The sequence below is a fragment of the Streptomyces sp. NPDC005485 genome, from assembly GCF_040606085.1.
Classification (GTDB): Bacteria; Actinomycetota; Actinomycetes; order Streptomycetales; family Streptomycetaceae; genus Streptomyces.
The window spans coordinates 45,959-64,524 of the sequence record NZ_JBEXDZ010000037.1 but is presented as its reverse complement, the minus strand read 5'-3'; the positions used below and the strand labels follow the sequence as shown (position 1 = coordinate 64,524).

Genomic DNA, 18,566 nt, shown 5'->3' with positions numbered 1-18,566 from the left:
GCAGGCCCCCAGCCAAGCTCCGCCGATGTGACCCCCGGGCAGTACGCCCACGCGGCGACGGGCAAGACGTACCGGCACGGACCCGACCCACAACGCACCGCACCCCGCGACAGGCGCCCCCGCCAGATCACGGCGCAGCAGGCGCCGAATGCTCAGTCCCGGACGGCGGCGCCCCACCCGCATCGTCATCCGACGTAGCAAGCCACGCACCGACCCCCACCGCAGCCAAGAGAGCGACCGCGGCGACCCCGAGCGTGATCCGCCGGCGGCGCGCAGATGCGCGATGACGGGCCGAGCCCGGCCGAGGCGCACCCGCCGCCCGCGGAGCGCGCGCAGTCCCCCGCGCACCCCCCGCCAACTCATCAGGCCCCGGCACCCGCATCGACGTATGCGTATCCCGATTGGAGTCCGGCACAGCCCCCGGCACCAACGGCACAGCCCCCCGCCGTACCCGCTCCCGCGCCCCTTCCCCCTCACGCGGCAACGCCTCCGCCGCGGACACGTAAGCCTCGTCCTCCGACTCGGACTCCGCGTCCGGCTCGTCCACGTCGAGCGGCGGCATCCCGGCCAGCAGCGGCAGCTGTTCCCGCAGCCGCGCCCCCAGCTCGGACGCCCGCAACCGCGACGCCGGTGCCTTGGCGAGGCACTGCACGATCAGCTGCCACAGTTCGTCGGAAATGCCGGGCAACGGCACCACCGTCTCGGTGACGTGCCGCCGCAGCACCGCTCCCGGATGCCCGCCGCCGAACGGCGTGAACCCGGCGAGGAGCTCGTACAGAACCGTCGCCAACGCATAGATGTCGACGGCGGCCCTCGGCGGCAGCCCCTCGATGATCTCGGGCGCGAGATAGTCCGGCGTACCGATGATCTTCGTCGCCTTGGTCCGCCGCGGCGAGTCGATCAGCTTGGCGACCCCGAAGTCGGTCAGCAGCGCGGGGTGCGCGCCGCCGGGCCCGAGCGGCCCCTGCATGTCGAGCAGCACGTTCTCGGGCTTCACGTCGCGGTGCACGACGCCGGCCGCGTGCGCGGCGGCGAGCCCGTCCGCGACGTCGGCGACGATCGCGACCGCGGCCTCGGGCGCGAGCCGCCGCTCCCGGTCGAGCCGGGTGCGCAGATCGGTGCCGCGGACGAGATCCATGACGAGCGCGAGGTCGTTGCCGTCGACGACGAGGTCGCGTACGGCGACGACATGCGGGTGATCGAGCCCGAGCAGAGCCGTGCGCTCCTGGACGAAGCGGCCCACGAGCTCCTGGTCGGACGCGAGGTCCTCGCGCAGCAGCTTGATGGCCACGGGCCCGTCCGGCCCCTCGCCCAGCCACACCGTGCCGGCGCTGCCCCGCCCCAGGATCTGGTTCGCGGTGTACCGGCTACCGATCTTCCGTGCCAAGACTGCTCCTACAGACGCGTGTTGTCGCTAAACGTACGCGTCCGAGGAGCCAACCTTCACCGCGGAGACGGAAATCACCCGCCAGGTGTCGACAAATCAACAGACTCGGCTGTCGGAGACCGGGTCAGTTGCCTGAGCCACCGCCCAGATCCCCTATCCACCCGCTCACGGTGTCGTACCACTCACCCAGCTGGGACCAGTAGCTCTTGCCCTGCCCGATCCAGTCCTGCAGGGGGCTCAGTTCCCAGATCAGCCATCCGGCGACGAACAGGATGACGATCGTGACCAGGCACCCCTTGAGGCAGCCGAGCCCGGGGATCTTCGTCGGATTGGCGCTGCGCTGCCGCGGCTCGCGCGGCTGGCGCGGAGCGGGCTGCTGAGGCTGCTGCGGGGCGGGCGGCGCGTACCGCTGCTGCGGCTGAGGCTGCGGGGCGTACTGCTGCTGGGGCTGAGGCTGCGGGGCGTACTGCTGCTGCGGGTACTGCTGGTGCTGGGGCTGCTGCGGGTACCCGTACCCGGGCGGCGGCTGCTGCCCCTGCGGCGGCCGCTGCTGTCGTTGCGGCGGCTGTTGCGGCTGTTGCTGGGGCCGGGCGACCTGCCGTTGCGGCCGGCGGCGCAGCGGGTCCTGGCTCGGGTCCAGGTACTGGACCTGCGTCTGCTCGTTGCGGTCGCGCGCGGCGCGCAGCTGGTTCTGCCAGGGGTGCGGGTCCTCGGGTCCGGGTCCCTGGGGCCCGCCGGGCTGGTTGTGCGGCACCGGCGGCATCACGGCCGTCGGGTCGGCCGCGCCGCGGTGCGGCAGTACGGAGGTGGGGTCGGCGTCACCGGTGTGCGGCAGGACGCTGGTCGCGCCGTTGGGGTCGTAGGCGCCCGCGCCGTGCGGCAGGACCTGCGTCGGGTCGGCCGCGCCGGGCACGCCGGGGACGGCGGCCGGGGCCGGATCCGGGGCGAGCAGGGCGCCGACGCCCTCCGCGGCGGCGATCTGCGCGGAGTTCGCGTGCACGCCGATGCCCGCGGCGACGGTGCGCAGCCCACGGGCGAGGTTCTCGGCGCTGGGCCGCTCGTCGGGGCTCTTGCGCAGGCAGCGCTCTATGACGGTCCACAGCGGATCGGGAACCGTCGACGGCCGGCGCGGCTCGGCGCTCAGGTGCTGGTGGAGGACCTCCAGGGCGGACCCGCCACCGAACGGCGGACGTCCGGTGACCAGCTCGTACATCAGGATCCCGGCGCCGTAGATGTCGACCGCGGACGTCTGCGGACGGCCCTCGGCGGACTCCGGCGCGACGTACGCGGGCGTGCCGACGAACTCATGGGTGCGGGTGAGCCCCGGCGAATCGGCGAGGCGGGCGATGCCGAAGTCGGTGAGCATCGGGTGCATCTCGCCGCCGTCCTGCTTGAGCAGGACGTTCGCGGGCTTCAGGTCGCGGTGCACGACGCCGTCGGCGTGGCTGCACGCGAGCGCGTCGGCGACCTGGGCGGTCAGCAGCGCGGCGGCGACGGGCGAGAAGGGCCCGTTCTCGCGGAGGTAGCGGTGCAGGTCGGGGCCGTCGATGAGGTCCATGACGAGGGCGAGCAGGTCGCCCTCGACCACGAGGTCCCGAACCCGGACGATGTTCGGGTGGGTCAGCCGCAACAGGACGGACCGCTCGCGCAGGAACCGCATCACGATGTCCGCGTCGTTGGCGAGCTCCTCCTTGAGGACCTTGATCGCCACGGTCTCGCCGGGCTGGCCCGCGACGGCCGCCTCCGACCCCGCGGCCTCCCTCTGGCGGGCTCGCCAGACGGTGCCTGTGGCGCCGCGTCCCAGCGGCTCCTCAAGGAGGTACTTGCTCCCTACCGGCCGCACGTCATGCGCTCCCTGTTACTTGCTTGCCTGGTCGGTCCACCGTGCTTCAGGTGTTCCGACCCACTGTAGTGCCGCCGTCCGCGGCGCCGGGGTGTCGTCCTCGTGTGCTTCCCATGGGCGACTACGTACGCGTTCCCCCGCGTGTTCGATGGAAAGACGCTCGCTTCGGGCCGTTGGTTGCCGGAGCTGGGAGTGACCGATCTCAACACCGGTCTCAACCGGGCACCGGTCGGGCACTGGTCAGGCACTTTTGCGGGCAGAGCCGACCAATCAAGATCACTTGCGGGTGGGCGGCGGGCGTGTTGTCAGTGGCAGGTGCGAGGATGCCTTCAGTACTGGCCGACGTGCCCGTGCGCGGTGGGGGAAGTCTGCGGTGGGGGACCGCGCCGAGCTTCGTCCTCGCTTGCGGGTGCCCGTGCGGAAGGGACCGCTGACGGCGATGCAGATCCGGCTGACCGTCGTAGACCCGCTGGGCCCGCTGGGGACTCGCTTCGAGCCACGGGGGCGTGCCGCGGCCTGCGATGTGCTGGTCACCGCGCCCGCCGGGACGGCGCTGGCCGCGGTGGCGTCGGGCCTGGCAGCGGCGGTCGGCGGCGAGGGCGGTGCCGCCCTGCCCGAGCGTGGCCGCGAGCTCGGCGGCGGCCCGGTCGTGCTGTACGCGGGCGCCGAGCGGCTGGACGCGCAGCGCTGCACCCTGGGCGAGCCGCCCCTGACGGACGGTGCCGTGCTGTCGCTGGGCTCCCCGGCGGAGCCGGGACCTGACGTGGACGGCGTGGCGGCACAGCTCCATGTCGTCGCCGGTCCCGACGCGGGCGGGGTCCATCTGCTGCACGACGGCCGGCTCCACATCGGCCGCTCCGCCGACGCGGACGTCCCGCTGGACGACCCCGATGTCTCCCGTCTGCACTGCGAGGTCACCGTCACCCCCGACGGCCGCGTCGCGGTCGCGGACGTGGGCTCCACGAACGGCACGACGCTGGACGGCTCCCGCGTCGACTCCCGCCCGGTCCGCTTCGCGGCGGGTGCGCTCCTGCGCGTCGGCGAGTCCGCCCTGCGACTGGCTCCGCCCGGCACCCCGGAGCCCGTGGGGACGACCCCCGACGGCGAGGGCCACGTCCGGGTGGCCACCGGGACCGAGAACCCGGCGGCCACCTCCGACACCGCACACAGGAACAGCGACGGAAACGGCCCCCACGCGCGCGTCGGGGCCGCGCCAGGCCCGCACACCCCCTCCGGGGAGACCCACCACGCCTACGGTTCGGCCCCCTGGGCCGCCCCGGCACCGCACACCTCCGCGGAACCCGTCGTACCGGGCCAGGGCCGCGCACCAAGGATCGAGAGCAGGGCGACGGCGCCGTCCGACGGCGCCACGCACGGCGGGGCGCGCGGACTGGTCGTACCCGACGGATTCGCCCTCCCGAACCCACGCGGCAGGGAAAGCGACACCGGCACCGGCACCGGCAGGACTGCCGAAGAGGACGCACCGCCGACAGCCACCCCCACCCCCGCTCCCGCGACCGCCACGAGGAAGGGCACGCCGCTGCGGGGCACGGAGGCACCACAGGACGGGTCGCCAGGTGACGGCGGTCGCAAGCGCGGTGGTTTCAGTGCGTGGGCGCGGCGGCTGACCGGAGGACGGGGCGAGCCGGAGGAACCGGGCCCGGAGGCGTACGACGAGGAGGAGCCGGCGGCGGCCGAGCCCGCGGGCGCGGTGGCGCAGGCACCGGAGAGCTGGCCGGACCCGGCGACGCTGCTGCTCACCGCGCTGGGACCGGGGCCGCGGCTGTGGGAGCGCGGGCCGGGACACCCGGAGATCCTGACCGTCAGGCTCGGTACGGCCGACCGGGCGGCGCCGGACGGTTCGGGGCTGCTGCCCGCCGTGCCGGTGACCGCCGGTCTGCGGGAGGTCGGCGCCCTGGGCCTGGCGGGGCCTCGCGCACGGCTCGCCGGTCTGGCGCGCTCGGTGGTGGCCCAGCTCGCCGCGCTGCACTCCCCCGACTCCCTCGAAATCGTCCTGATCAGCACGGACCGCTCCCGTACGCCGCAGGAGCGCACCGCCGAGTGGTCCTGGCTCGGCTGGCTCCCCCACCTGCGCCCCACACACGGCCAGGACTGCCGCCTCCTTCTGGCATACGACCGAGAACAGGCGACCGCCCGCACGGACGAGCTCCTTCGCCGCCTGGAGGACCACGACCACCTGACGGAGCCGGGCCGAGGCCCCCGCGACCCGGCCGAAGCGCGACCCGCGCCCGGGGCCGACCATGCCGACGAAGCGGTGCGCGGCGGCGCACGGCGCCCCTCCTGGGCGCGCGACGACGACCCGCAGGAGACCGGAGAGTTCCCGGGGCCGTTCACCGTGGTCGTCGTGGACGGGGACCCTGGAGGCGCCGATGTGCGTGAAGCCGTGGTGCGGCTGACGCACGAGGGAGCGCGGGCCGGGATCCATGTCGTATGCCTCGCGGAGACGGCGGCGGCGTCGCCCGCTTCGCCGGTGACGGAGACGTACGAGGCGGCGTGCGAGGCGTCGCCGGCGTTCCGGGAGTGCGGGGCCGTGGCGCTGCTCAGCGGGGACGTGGCCACGGCGCTGAGGCTGATGCGGGTCGCCCCCGGCGGCCCGGTGGGCCACGGCACGGTGGCGGCGGTGGACGCGGTGTCGGCGGCGTGGGCCGAGCGGTTCGCGCGGGCGCTTGCCCCGCTGCGTACGGACGGCGCCGGCGGCGACCGGCACACGCGTGTGTCCGCTCCGCTGCCGCAATCGGCGCGGCTGCTGGACGAGTTGGGGCTCGCGCGGGCCACCCCGGCGTCGCTGCTGGCGCGTTGGGCGGACGCGACCGACGACACGGAGACGCTCGGCGGGCGCGCCTGGGCCGTTCTGGGCGCGGGACCGCGTGGACCGGTCTGCGTGGATCTCCAGACCGAGGGCCCGCATCTGCTGATCGAGGGCCCGACGGGCAGCGGCCGTACGGAACTGCTGCGGGCCGTCGCCGCGTCGCTCGCGGCGGCGGAGCGGCCCGACCGGCTCGGGATCGTCCTGATAGACGGGCAGGACGGCACGGGCGGCAAGGACGCGGGGCGGGTCGAGGGGCTCCGGGTCTGCATGGACCTTCCCCATGTCACCACCCATCTCACGGCCAACGACCCGGTGCGCATGCGGGAGTTCGCCCAGTCGCTGAGCGCCGAGCTGAAGCGGCGGAGCGAGCTGCTCGGGCGGCTCGGGTTCGCGGAGTGGCACACGCGGCGGGAGGTTTCGGGGCGGATCGTCGCGCAGCGGTCGTCGGGTACCGGGGCCGGCACGGCGTCAGGGACCGCGTCCGGAGCCGCTGATCTGGACCCGCCGTCCAGCTCGACGCTGCGACTGCGGCCCGGGGCGGCGCGGCAGCGGGAGGAGGCGGGGCCGCCACTCGCGCGGCTGGCGGTGGTCGTGGACGACCTGGACGCGTTGCTGTCGCCCGCGTTGGGGTCGCCGGGGCGGCCGGCCGCGGGGTCCGTCGTACGGGCGCTGGAGGCCGTGGTGCGTGAGGGGGAGCGGCTCGGGGTGCATCTTGTGGCGGCGGCCGGGGTCGGGGGGCGGGCCGCGGAGTCCGACTTCGGTCGGGCCGCGACGCTTCGCATCCTCCTCGACGCTCCCTCGGCCGGGCCGGACGAACCTGCCCCCGGGCGGGGGCGGCTGACCGGTGCGGACGGGCGGCTCACGCCGTTCCAGGCCGGGCGGGTCACGGGGCGCATCCCCCGTACGGCCACCCTCCGTCCCACGGTCGTGCCCCTCGAATGGCACCGTATGGGCGACCCGCCTGCCCGGCGTCCGGTCCGCGAGCTCGGCAACGGTCCGACCGACCTCGCCCTCCTCGCCAGCGCCCTCGACCGAGCCGCCCGCTCAGTCTCCGCCCCCGAGGTCCCCTCCCTCCTGTAACCCCGACGCACCCGGGGTGGGTGGGGAATCCCCGGGTGCCCCTTGCTTCCTTCGAGCCCGGTGCTGGTGCTGGGCGGGGGTAGGTCACGCAACTCGGCGCTTACGAGGCGCCGCTGCGCCCACCCGTGCCGCCCCTAGCGGCACGATTGCCCGCAGTAACGCGGCTCCGCCGCCCCCGGCGTCACGCACGCCCCCACGCACGCCCCCACGCGCCCTGCAAAAGGCAACCCGCCATCACAACGCGGTCACGATCGCTCACTTGACATCGCAGGCGCTCTTGCCGCCCTCAAGCCCCCGGGCGTAGACCAGATCGAACGGGACAGCCGCTCGGTCGTTCGACGAGGAACGAAGAACGGGGCACTGATGCGCAGCACTCTTCGTACACGCACGCCGTCCAGGAACGAATCCAGGAACGAACCCAAGAACCAATCCAAGAACGCAGCCAGGAAAGCCAACAGAGCCACCAAAAACGTCAAACCCGCCACAACCATCGCGGCAGCCGTCGTAGCCGGCTCCCTTCTCCTCGCCGCATGCGGCGGAAGCGACGACAACAAGAAGGACGGCAACACGGGCGGCAGCGGCAAGGAGAGCGGCGCCACCGTCACCCTCCCCAAGTTGAACGGCGCCACCCTTGAGGTCGCCGCCGTGTGGACCGGCGCCGAGCAGGCCAACTTCAAGAAGGTGCTGGCCGAGTTCGAGAAGCGGACGGGCGCGAAGGTCACGTTCGTCCCCGCGCAGGACCCGATCATCAACTTCCTCGGTTCGAAGATCGCGGGCGGTTCACCGCCGGACATCGCGATGCTTCCGCAGCCCGGCGCCATCAAGCAGGCCGTCGACAAGAAGTGGGCGAAGCCCCTCGGCACCGACGCGGTGAAGGAGCTGCAGAAGAACTACTCGCAGGGCTGGCAGGACATCGGCAAGGTCGGCGGCAAGCAGTACGGCGTCTACTACAAGGCGGCCAACAAGTCTCTGATCTGGTACAACGCCAAGGTCTTCGAGAACGCGGGGGCGAAGGAGCCCAAGACCTGGAGCGAGCTCATGACAACCGCTCAGGCTGTCTACGACTCCGGTGTCACCCCGTTCTCCGTCCCCGGCGCGGACGGCTGGCCGCTGACCGACTGGTTCGAGAACATCTACCTCTCCCAGGCGGGCCCGGAGAAGTACGACCAGCTCGCCCAGCACAAGATCAAGTGGACGGACCCGTCCGTGAAGGCCGCGCTCACCACGCTCGCGCAGGTCTGGGGCAAGAAGGACTTCGTCGCGGGCGGCGCGAAGGGCGCGCTGCAGACGGAGTTCCCCGCTTCGGTGACGCAGACCTTCACCGGCGGCGACCAGCCGAAGGCGGCCATGGTCTTCGAGGGCGACTTCGTGCAGGTCAACATCACGCAGACGAAGGCCAAGGTGGGCACGGACGCGAAGGTGTTCCCGTTCCCGGCGGTCGGTGACCAGGCTCCGGTGGTCAGCGGCGGCGACGCGGCCGTGATCCTCAAGGACTCCAAGGCCGCGCAGGCCCTGGCGACCTTCCTGGCCTCACCGGACGCGGCGACGATCCAGGCGAAGCTCGGCGGCTACCTCTCGCCGAACAAGAACGTGGACAACTCCGCATATCCGAACCCGGTGCAGCAGAAGATCGCCAAGGCGCTGATCGCCGCCGGCGACGACTTCCGCTTCGACATGTCCGACCAGGCCCCGCAGGCCTTCGGCGGTACGCCGGGCAAGGGTGAGTGGAAGGATCTGCAGGACTTCCTGAAGAACCCGAAGGACATCGCGGGGACGCAGGCGAAACTGGAGTCGGACGCGGCCGCGGCGTACGGGAGCTGATCCGGCCATGACATCGGCCACGGCGGGAGGACCCCCCGGGACCCCGGGGGCCCCCGCGGCTCCACCCGCGCCCGAAAGCCGCAACCGCAAGCACAAGAGCGTCACCGGCACCCGCAGAACCGTGGCGGTGCTGTTCCTGCTGCCCGCGCTGGTGCTGCTCGGCGCGCTCGTGATGTACCCGATCGGTTACTCGCTGATCCGCAGCTTCATCAACCAGTCCGGCGACGGTTTCGCCGGAGTGGACAACTACAAGGCCCTGTTCACGGACGACGGCATCCGCACCGCGCTGAAGAACAACATCATCTGGGTGGTGTTCGCGCCGACGGTCTCGACCGCGCTCGGTCTGATCTTCGCGGTGCTGACCGAACGGGTGCGCTGGGGAACGGCGTTCAAGTTGGTCGTCTTCATGCCGATGGCGATCTCCATGCTCGCGGCGGGGATCATCTTCCGTCTGGTGTACGACCAGGACCCGGACAAGGGAATCGCCAACGCGGTGTGGGTGGGCGTGCACGACACGTTCACCGACTCGTCGGCGTTCCCGAAGGCGCACCCGGGCCGCCAGTCGCCACTTCAGGCGTCGGACGGCGGTTTCCTCACCAAGTCCCCGGTCCACACGGGCGAGTCCGTGGCGCTCCCGCTGGTCGGGGTCGCCCCGGACCAGATGCCCGACAGTGCGAAGAAGGCCGTACAGGCGCCGTCGGACCCCGGCAAGGTCACCGGCACGGCGTGGCAGGACTTCACCCGCGGCAAGGGTGTCGGCACGCTCGGCAAGGTGGACGCGAGCGAGCTCGGCTACGCGGGCATGAAGGTCGAGGCGGTCAAGGACGGCAAGGTCGTGGACTCGGCGAAGGTGAGCGGCGACGGCACGTTCACGCTCTCCGCGAAGGCGGACGGCGCTCAACTCCGGTTGCCGGCAAGCAACTTCCGGGAGCCGTACAACGGCGTCGACTGGCTCGGCCCGTCGCTGGTCACCCCGGCCGTGATCGGTGCGTACGTGTGGATGTGGGCGGGCTTCGCGATGGTGCTCATCGCGGCGGGGCTCGCCGGCATGCCGCGCGAACTCCTGGAGGCGGCGCGGGTGGACGGCGCCAGCGAGTGGCAGGTGTTCCGCAGGATCACGGTGCCACTGCTCGCGCCGGTCCTCGCGGTCGTCGTCGTCACACTGATGATCAACGTACTGAAGGTCTTCGACCTGGTCTTCATCATCCCGCCGGGCTCGTCCCAGGACGACGCGAACGTCCTGGCGCTGGAGCTGTACCGCAAGGGATTCAGCGAGGACAAGCCGGGCGTGGCAAGCGCAATCGCCGTCTTCCTGCTCCTCCTGGTGATCCCGGTGATCTGGTTCAACGTGCGGCGACTGCGGCAGGAGGTACGGCGATGACAACGCGCCCGACTTTCTGCCGGGGGTCCGGGGGTCGCCCCCCGGAGAGATACAGCAACGTGCGGCGACTGCGGCAGGAGGTACGGCGATGACAACGCGCCCGACTTTCTGCCGGGGGTCCGGGGGTCGCCCCCCGGGGAAATGCAGCAACGTGCGGCGACTGCGGCAGGGGGTACGGCGATGACAACGCGCCCGTCTTTCTGCCAGGGGTCCGGGGGTCGCCCCCCGGAGAGATACAGCAACGTGCGGCGACTGCGGCAGGAGGTACGGCGATGACAACGCACGCCGGCAGTCCTACGCCGACGACGAGCACGAAGAGTGCACCCGTCGAGTCGGTGAAGGCCAAGCAGTCCCTGGGCTCACGCATCACCGGCCGGGTCGGTGGAGGCGTCCTGCGCGTCTTCCTGCTCCTGGTGGGGCTGTTCTGGCTGGTGCCGACCATCGGCCTGCTGCTCTCCTCGCTGCGCAAGCCGGAGGACATGGGCGCGAGCGGCTGGTGGAAGGTCCTCAGCGAGCCCTCGCAGCTCACCGTGGACAGCTACCAGAAGCTGCTGGAGAACAGTGACATCACCGGCTCCCTGGTGAACACGGTGCTGATCACGGTCCCGGCGACCCTCCTGGTGGTGGTGATCGGCTCCCTGGCGGGCTACGCCTTCGCGTGGATGGAGTTCCCGGGCCGCGACTGGTGGTTCCTGGCCGTGGTCGGCCTGCTGGTCGTCCCCGTACAGGTCGCGCTGATCCCGATCGCCGAGCTCTTCGGAAAGCTCGGCATCTTCGGGACGATCTTCGGAGTGGTCCTCTTCCACACCGGCTTCGGCCTGCCCTTCGCGATCTTCCTGCTGCGCAACTTCTTCGCGGAGATCCCGAGGGAGCTGCTGGAGGCGGCCCGGCTGGACGGCGCGGGTGAACTGCGCCTGTTCGCACGGGTCGTGATGCCGCTCGGCGGGCCCGCGATCGCGAGCCTCGGCATCTTCCAGTTCCTGTGGGTGTGGAACGACATGCTGGTCGCCCTGGTGTTCTCCAACGCGGACAGCCAGCCGATCACCGTCGCGCTGCAGACGCAGGTACGCCAGTTCGGCAACAACATCGACGTGCTGGCGCCGGGCGCCTTCATCTCGATGGTGATCCCGCTGGCCGTGTTCTTCGCGTTCCAGCGGCAGTTCGTGTCCGGCGTGATGGCGGGCGCGGTGAAGTAACCCGTACGACAACCGCATTGAGGGGCGGGCCAAAACCGGCCCGCCCCTCCCCGTGCGCCCCCGTTCACCCGGCATTCCCCCGGATGCCACAACTGGCGTAACCGGATCACCCCTTCGGCCGTTCCCGGGCAGGTATGCCCGCGCCGACCCATGGATGTCCCTTGCCCAGGTTCAGTGTCATCGTCCCCGCGTTCAAGGTTCAGGCGTACCTGCACGCGTGCCTGGAATCGGTTCTCGGGCAGTCGTACCCGGATCTCGAACTGATCGCGGTGGATGACTGCTCGCCCGACGCGTGCGGCGCGATCATCGACGAGTTCGCGGCCCGCGACGCCCGCGTGCGGCCGGTGCACCTGCCGGAGAACGTCGGTCTGGGCCGCGCCCGCAACGCGGGTCTGGAGCATGCGAGCGGCGACTACCTGGTCTTCCTGGACGGCGACGACACCCTCACCCCTGACGCGCTGCGCGCGATCGCCGACCGGCTGAAGGAGACCTCCGAACCGGACGTCCTGGTCTACGACTACGCGCGCACCTACTGGTCGGGCGAGACCCGCCGCAACCAGCTCGCCGGCCAACTGACCGAGCAGGGACCGGCGCCGTTCCGGCTGGACGACCGCCCGGGGCTGCTCACCGTCCTGATGGTGGTCTGGAACAAGGCGTACCGGAGCGAGTTCGTCGAGCGCGAGGGCTTCGCCTTCCCGCCCGGCTATTACGAGGACACGCCGTGGACGTACCCGGTGCTGCTGACCGCGGAGACGGTCGCGACCCTCGACCGGGTGTGCGTGCACTACCGGCAGCGGCGCACGGGCAGCATCCTCGGTACCACCAGCCGCGGGCACTTCGACGTCTTCGACCAGTACGACCGGGTCTTCGCGTTCCTCGACGCGCACCCGGAGCTGGCGCACTGGCGTCCGGTGCTGTTCCGCCGCATGGTCGACCACCTGGCGACGGTGTTCGTCCGGCGCGACCGGCTGCCGCGCGGCTCCCGCACCGAGTTCCTGCGCAAGGCCCGTACGTACTACGCCCGTTACCGCACGCCCGGCACCGGCGCCCGCCCGCGTGTCCGGCTGCGGCACACCCTGGTCCGGCTCGGCAGCCACCGCACCTACCGACTGCTGTCGCTCGGCTCCCGTCTGCGCGGACGGACCCGGAAGCTCGGCTCGTCGGTACTGCGCCGGGCGCGCGGCGCGGCCCTCCACCTGCACTACCGCATGCAGCTCCGCCTCCCGTTGCGCGCCGACCGTGCCGTCTTCTCCAGTCACGGGGGCCGCGGCTACGGCTGCAACCCGGGCGCGCTGGAGTCCGCGTTCCGCACGTTCGCGCCGCAGATCCGCACGGCGTGGATCGCGCGCCCCGAGCACCACCACACGCTTCCGGCGTCGACGCGCAGGCTGCGGCCCGACTCGGCCGCGTACTGGACGGCGCTTGCCCGCTCCAAGTACCTGGTGACCAATGACGGGTTCGACCGCGGGCTGGTCAAGCGGCCGGGGCAGACCGTGATCCAGACACAGCACGGGACGCCGCTCAAGCGCATGGGCCTCGATCTGCAGGACCGCCCGGCGGCCGCGCGTGACACGGACTTCGCGGAGCTGCTGCGCGGCGCCGACACCTGGGACTACTGCCTGTCCGGGAACCGCCACTCCACCCTGGTGTGGGAGCGCGTCTTCCCGTCCGGCTTCACCACGCTGGAGTACGGACTCCCCCGCAACGACGTGTTCCAGCAGGCGACTTCGGCGGACGTGGCGCGGCTGCGGGAGTCGCTGGGCATCCCCGAGGACGCGGTGGCGATCCTGTACGCGCCGACGTACCGCGACTACCGCCGCTCGCAGCGGCTCACCCTGGACCTGGAACGGGTACTGCGCCAACTCGGCCCGCGCTTCGTCGTGTTGACCCGCGCACACCATTCCTACGACGCGCCTCTGACACGGTCCGCCGGGGGCCGGCTCATCGACGTGTCCGGCCACCCGAGCATCGAATCGCTCTGTCTTGCCTCGGACGCACTCGTCACCGACTACTCGTCGCTGATGTTCGACTACGCCAACCTGGACCGGCCGATCGTGGTCCACACGGACGACTGGGAGGCGTACGAGGCGGCCCGCGGCACCTACTTCGACGTGCGGGCCTTCCCGCCGGGCGCGGTCGCGCGCAGCGAGGACGAGCTGATCGACATCTTCGCGACCGGCCACTGGCGCGGCTCGCGCTCCGTTCAGTTGCGGACCGCGTTCCGCGAGCGCTTTTGCGCATACGACGACGGGCGCGCCGCCGAGCGGGTCGTACGCCGGGTGGTGCTGGGCGAGACGACGGGGCTTCCGCAGGTCACGCCCCTGGCCGAGCGACACCCCGTGCCGTCGGCCGCCGCGGCCCGGCCGGTGCCGCCCCTCGCCAGCGTGCCGCCGCCCGGCGCCGCCGTCCCCGTCACCGAGAGCCTCTGACCCGGAGTCCGCATGCCCTCCAGTCCCTCGCGGCCCACCCCCAGCCGGCCGGCCACATGGCGTCCGGCCGGGCGCCCCGGCCGCCGGTATCTCGGCTGATCCCGGCTCGGTCCGGCCCTTCCCGACCCACCCAGAGAAAGAGCAGAATGCCCCGCTTCAGCATCATCGTTCCCACTCACGGCGTCGCGGGGCGACTGTCCCGGGCGCTGGACTCGGTGCTCGCGCAGTCCTTCGGCGACTTCGAGCTGATCCCGGTCTGCGACGCGCCGGACGCCCCGGCGTGGGCCGTCGCCGCCGAGTACGCGGCGCGGGACACCCGGGTCGCCCCGGTCCACTCGCCACCGGCGGACGGGCTGGGTGCGGCGCGCAACGCCGGGCTGGGGGCGGCGAGCGGTACGTTCGTGCTCTTCCTCGACGGCGACGACGAGCTGGTGCCGGGCGCGCTGGGTGCCCTGGAGACGCGGCTGCGGGACGAGGCGCGGCAGGACGTGGACGACGTGGACTTCCTCTACTTCGGGCACGAGCGGGTGCACTGGTGGGAGGGTGAGCCGAGCGAGCCGACGGCGGTGCTCTTCGAGAAGGCGCCCGCCGGATCCTTCACCCCCGACCAGGCCCCGCAGCTGACGGGCGTACGCCTTCCCGCATGGAGCGCCGCCTACCGTCGCGCGTTTCTCGTCGAGCACCACCTCACCTTCCCTGCCGGTCACTTCACCGACCTGGGCTGGGGTGGTCTGGTGACGTTGGCGGCCGGTCGCAAGGCGGTGCTGCGGCAGGTCGTCGTACGGCATCTGCTGCGGCGGCAGGGCAGCAGGCTCAACTCTCCCGGCGAGCACCAGCTCGAACTCCTCGACCAAGTCGACCTGGTGCTCACTCGGGCCGTCGAACAGGGCCTGCCCGCACAGCGGTTGCTGCCACTGTTCGGGCACCTCTTCACGCTCGTCCTCAAGACGGCGGCCACTCCGCAGCGCCTTCCCGCGGGCAGCCGCCGGGCCTTCTTCCGGCGCGCGGGACGGCTCCACCGGCGCCACCGCCCGGCCGGGTTCCGGCCCCCGGCGGGCAGCCTCGGGGTGCAGCACAGGCTGCTGGCGGCCGGTGCGTACAGCGCGTTCCGGGCGCTGCGGGGCGCCAACAAGGCGGCGGCGGGCGCTGCTTCGGTGGTGCCGCGGCCTCGGATGCTGCGGACGCGGGGCATCTACGCGGCCCATCTGCGCCGCGCGCTCGACGAGAACCTCGCCGTGTACTGCGCGTACTGGGGCCGCGGCTACGCCTGCAACCCGGCCGCGATCCACGCCAAGGCCCGCGAACTCGCCCCGCACATCCGCTCGGTGTTCCTCGTCGAACCGGAGGCGGTGGACTCCCTGCCGGAGGGAATCGACCACGCGGTGATCGGCAGCCGCCGCGCATGGGAGGTGCTGGCCCGCGCCAAGTACCTGATCAGCAACGCCAACTTCGCGGACACGGTCGTCAAGCGCCCCGGCAGCGTGCACGTGCAGACGCAGCACGGCACCCCGCTGAAGAAGATGGGCGTCGACCAGTCGACGTACCCGGTGGTGGCGGCCGCGACCGGCAGCTTCACCAAGCTGCTGACCCGCGTGGACCGCTGGGACTACAACCTTTCCTCCAACCGGCACTCCACGGAGATGTGGGAGCGCGCCTTCCCCGGCTCGTACGAGGCCCTGGAGTACGGCTATCCGCGCAACGACGTGTACTACACGGCGACCGCCGACGAGGTGGCCCGGGTGCGGCGCTCCCTCGGGGTTCCCGAGGGCAAGCGGGCCCTTCTCTACGCGCCCACGCACCGCGACTACACCACCGGCTTCGACGCCCGGCTCGACCTGGAGGAGTTCTGCGAGGCGGTGGGCGAGGACTTCGTGGTCCTGCTGCGCGCCCACTACTTCTACGACCGGGGCACCCGCAGGAGCAGCGGCCGGATCATCGACGTGACCCGGCACCGCTCCTCGGAGGATGTGTGCCTGGCCGCCGACGCGCTGATCACCGACTACTCCTCCATCATGTTCGACTACGCCAACCTCGACCGCCCGATCGTCGTGTACGCCGACGACTGGGAGGTCTACCGGGAGACGCGGGGCGTCTACTTCGACCTGATGCAGGCGCCGCCGGGCCCGGTCGCGCGCACCCCCGACGAGCTGGCCCGTGTCTTCCGCGACGGCTCCTACGCGGACGCGGAGGCGAGGTCGCTGCGGGCCCGGTTCCGTGAGCGGTTCTGCCAGTTCGACGACGGAAGGGCCGCCGAACGGGTCGTACGGCGGGTGCTGCTGGGCGAGCCACCCGAGGCGATTTCGCCGGTGACGCCCCTGGCCGAGCGCACCCCCGCCCCCGCCGCGACGACCCTCGTAAGGAGCTGACGTGCCCCGCTTCAGCATCATCGTCCCCGTCTTCAAGGTGCAGGGCTTTCTGCGCGAGTGCCTCGACTCGGTCCTGGAGCAGTCGTTCACGGACATCGAGGTGATCGCCGTGAACGACTGCTCGCCGGACGGCTGCGGCGCGATCCTCGACGCGTACGCGGCCCGCGACCCGCGCGTGCGAGTGCTGCACCTGCCGGAGAACGTGGGACTCGGCGGGGCCCGCAACGCCGGAATGCCGTACGCCACCGGGGACTTCCTCTTCTTCCTCGACAGCGACGACACGCTCACGCCCGGCGCCCTGCGCGCGATGGCCGACCGGCTCGCGGAGACCTCCGACCCGGACGTCCTCGTCTTCGACTACGCGCGCACCTACTGGTGGGGCGGCACCCGCAGGAACGTGCTCGCGCGGGTGCTCGCGGAGGCCGGCGACGGCACCTTCACCGTGGCCGAACACCCGGAGATCCTTGAGCTGTTGATGGTCGTGTGGAACAAGGTGTACCGCCGCGACTTCGTCCAGCGGCACGGCTTCGCGTTCCCGCCGGGCTACTACGAGGACACGCCCTGGACGTTCCCCGTGATGCTCAGCGCGCAGCGGATCGCCACGCTCGACCGGATCTGCCTGAACTACCGGCAGCGCCGTCAGGGCAACATCCTGTCCACCACCAGCCGTAAGCACTTCGACGTCCACGAGCAGTACGAGCGGGTCTTCGCGTTCCTCGACTCCCGTCCGGAGCTGGCGAGTTGGCGCCCGTACCTGCACCGCAAGATGGGCGAGCACTGCCTCGACATCCTCTCCAAGCCGGACCGGCTGCCCGCCGGCGACAAGGCCGAGTTCTTCCGCCGCACCGCCGAGCTCTTCCGGAAGCACCGGCCGGAGGGGCCCGTGCCCGCCGAACTGCGGGTCCTGACAGGCAGTTACGCCGGATACCGCGCCCTGCGGCAGACGACCCGGGTCGGCAAGGGGCTCGGGGAGCGGCAGGAGCAGGCGCGCAGGGCGGTCGCCGGGCGGATCAAGCGGGGCTGGTCGAAGCTCGACGAACGCCGGGCGCTGGACCCGGACTTGGCGGTGTACTCGGCGTTCTCGCACCGCGGCGTGCTCGGTGATCCCGCGGCCGTGTACGCCAAGGCGCGTGAACTCGCCCCGCACATCAGCGGAGTGTGGGTGGTGCGCGAGGAGCAGGTGCCGCTGCTGCCGCCCGGCGTCGAGCACGTCACCCCGGACTCGCCGCGCTACCGCCAGGTCACCGCCCGGGCCACGTACTTCGTCAACAACGTCAACTGGCCCGGCTCCCTGGTCAAGCGCCCCGGCAGCGTGCACATCCACACCCACCAGGGCACCCCGCTGAAGTACATGGGCGCCGACCTGCTGGACAAGCCGGGCGCACGGCAGGGCTTCGACGTGCCGCAGATGCTGCGCCGCGCCGACCGCTGGGACCACAGCCTGGTCGCCAACCGCCACTCGGAACTGGTCTGGGACCGCGCCTACCCCTGCCACTTCACCTCGCTGCGCACCGGCAGTCCGCGCAACGACGTCCTGGTGCGCGCCACTTCGGACGACGGGCTCGCGGTCCGCGCCCGGCTGGGCATCCCGGCCGGTCACCGGGTGGTGCTGTACGCGCCGACGCGCCGCGACTACATCCGCGGCGGCCACATCGACCGCGTCGACCTCGCCCGGTTCGCCGAGGACCTGGGCGAGGGCACCACCCTCGTCGTACGGCTGCATCCCTCGCTCGCGGACGGGCCGGCGCGCGGTCTCGGCCTGGCCGATCTGCACCGGCGGGGGGTCGTGGTGGACGCGACGGACGAGCCGCGCGTCGAGGATCTGATGCTCGCCTCCGACGTCCTGGTCACGGACTACTCGGCCCTCATGTTCGACTACGCCAACCTGGACCGGCCGATCGTGATCCACGCCGACGACTGGGGTGCGTACGCGGCGAGCCGTGGTGCCTACTTCGACATCACCGCCGACGCACCCGGTCATGTGTCCCACTCCTACCGGGAGTTGGCGTGGCTGTTCGCGTCCGGGGCCTGGCAGGACGCGGAGTCGGCCCGGTCGCGGGCCGGATTCCGGGAGCGGTTCTGCGCGTTCGACGACGGGCGGGCCGCCGAGCGGGTGGTGCGCACGCTGATGCTCGGCGAGCGCGTCGAGGAGCCGGTCTCCGTCCCGGCGCCCACCCGGCCCGCCGCTCACGACCTCCTCGCCTCCTCGTGAGGCCATTCCGCATGAACCCGC

General features: G+C 72.1%; 9 protein-coding genes. 7 read left to right on the top strand and 2 right to left on the bottom strand.

The window, feature by feature from the left end; translation table 11 throughout:
- Positions 1-127: 127 nt before the first annotated feature.
- Both ABZS97_RS15545 and ABZS97_RS15540 read right to left on the bottom strand, forming a co-directional pair.
- Complete coding sequence (locus ABZS97_RS15545; protein ID WP_356137800.1) at positions 128-1,387, bottom strand: serine/threonine-protein kinase; 1,260 nt, start codon at positions 1,385-1,387, stop codon at positions 128-130.
- Between the two features lie 124 nt (positions 1,388-1,511).
- Positions 1,512-3,230: a serine/threonine-protein kinase gene (locus tag ABZS97_RS15540; protein ID WP_356137798.1), complete on the bottom strand. Its 1,719-nt coding sequence runs from the start codon at positions 3,228-3,230 to the stop codon at positions 1,512-1,514.
- Positions 3,231-3,669: 439 nt separating this feature from the next.
- Here ABZS97_RS15540 and ABZS97_RS15535 point away from each other — a divergent pair, with 439 nt between their 5' ends.
- From ABZS97_RS15535 to ABZS97_RS15505, 7 genes are all read left to right on the top strand, one after another.
- Complete coding sequence (locus ABZS97_RS15535; RefSeq protein WP_356137811.1) at positions 3,670-7,140, top strand: FHA domain-containing protein; 3,471 nt, start codon at positions 3,670-3,672, stop codon at positions 7,138-7,140.
- Positions 7,141-7,503: 363 nt separating this feature from the next.
- Positions 7,504-8,961, top strand: coding sequence for an ABC transporter substrate-binding protein (locus tag ABZS97_RS15530; protein ID WP_356137796.1), 1,458 nt, complete (start codon positions 7,504-7,506; stop codon positions 8,959-8,961).
- A gap of 7 nt (positions 8,962-8,968) precedes the next feature.
- On the top strand, positions 8,969-10,342 hold the full coding sequence (locus ABZS97_RS15525; protein WP_356137794.1) for a sugar ABC transporter permease: 1,374 nt from the start codon (positions 8,969-8,971) through the stop codon (positions 10,340-10,342).
- A gap of 272 nt (positions 10,343-10,614) precedes the next feature.
- A complete protein-coding gene (locus ABZS97_RS15520) occupies positions 10,615-11,538 on the top strand; it encodes a carbohydrate ABC transporter permease (protein ID WP_356137792.1) in 924 nt (307 codons plus the stop codon).
- A gap of 161 nt (positions 11,539-11,699) precedes the next feature.
- Positions 11,700-13,967 (top strand): bifunctional glycosyltransferase family 2 protein/CDP-glycerol:glycerophosphate glycerophosphotransferase, encoded by a 2,268-nt coding sequence (locus ABZS97_RS15515; protein WP_356137790.1) that lies wholly within the window; start codon positions 11,700-11,702, stop codon positions 13,965-13,967.
- 146 nt (positions 13,968-14,113) lie between these two features.
- Complete coding sequence (locus tag ABZS97_RS15510; RefSeq protein WP_356137788.1) at positions 14,114-16,333, top strand: CDP-glycerol glycerophosphotransferase family protein; 2,220 nt, start codon at positions 14,114-14,116, stop codon at positions 16,331-16,333.
- A 1-nt stretch (position 16,334) separates the two neighbouring features.
- The gene (locus ABZS97_RS15505) at positions 16,335-18,545 is read left to right on the top strand and encodes a CDP-glycerol glycerophosphotransferase family protein (RefSeq protein WP_356137786.1); all 2,211 of its coding nucleotides are present in this window, start codon (positions 16,335-16,337) and stop codon (positions 18,543-18,545) included.
- The last annotated feature ends 21 nt before the right edge of the window (positions 18,546-18,566 follow it).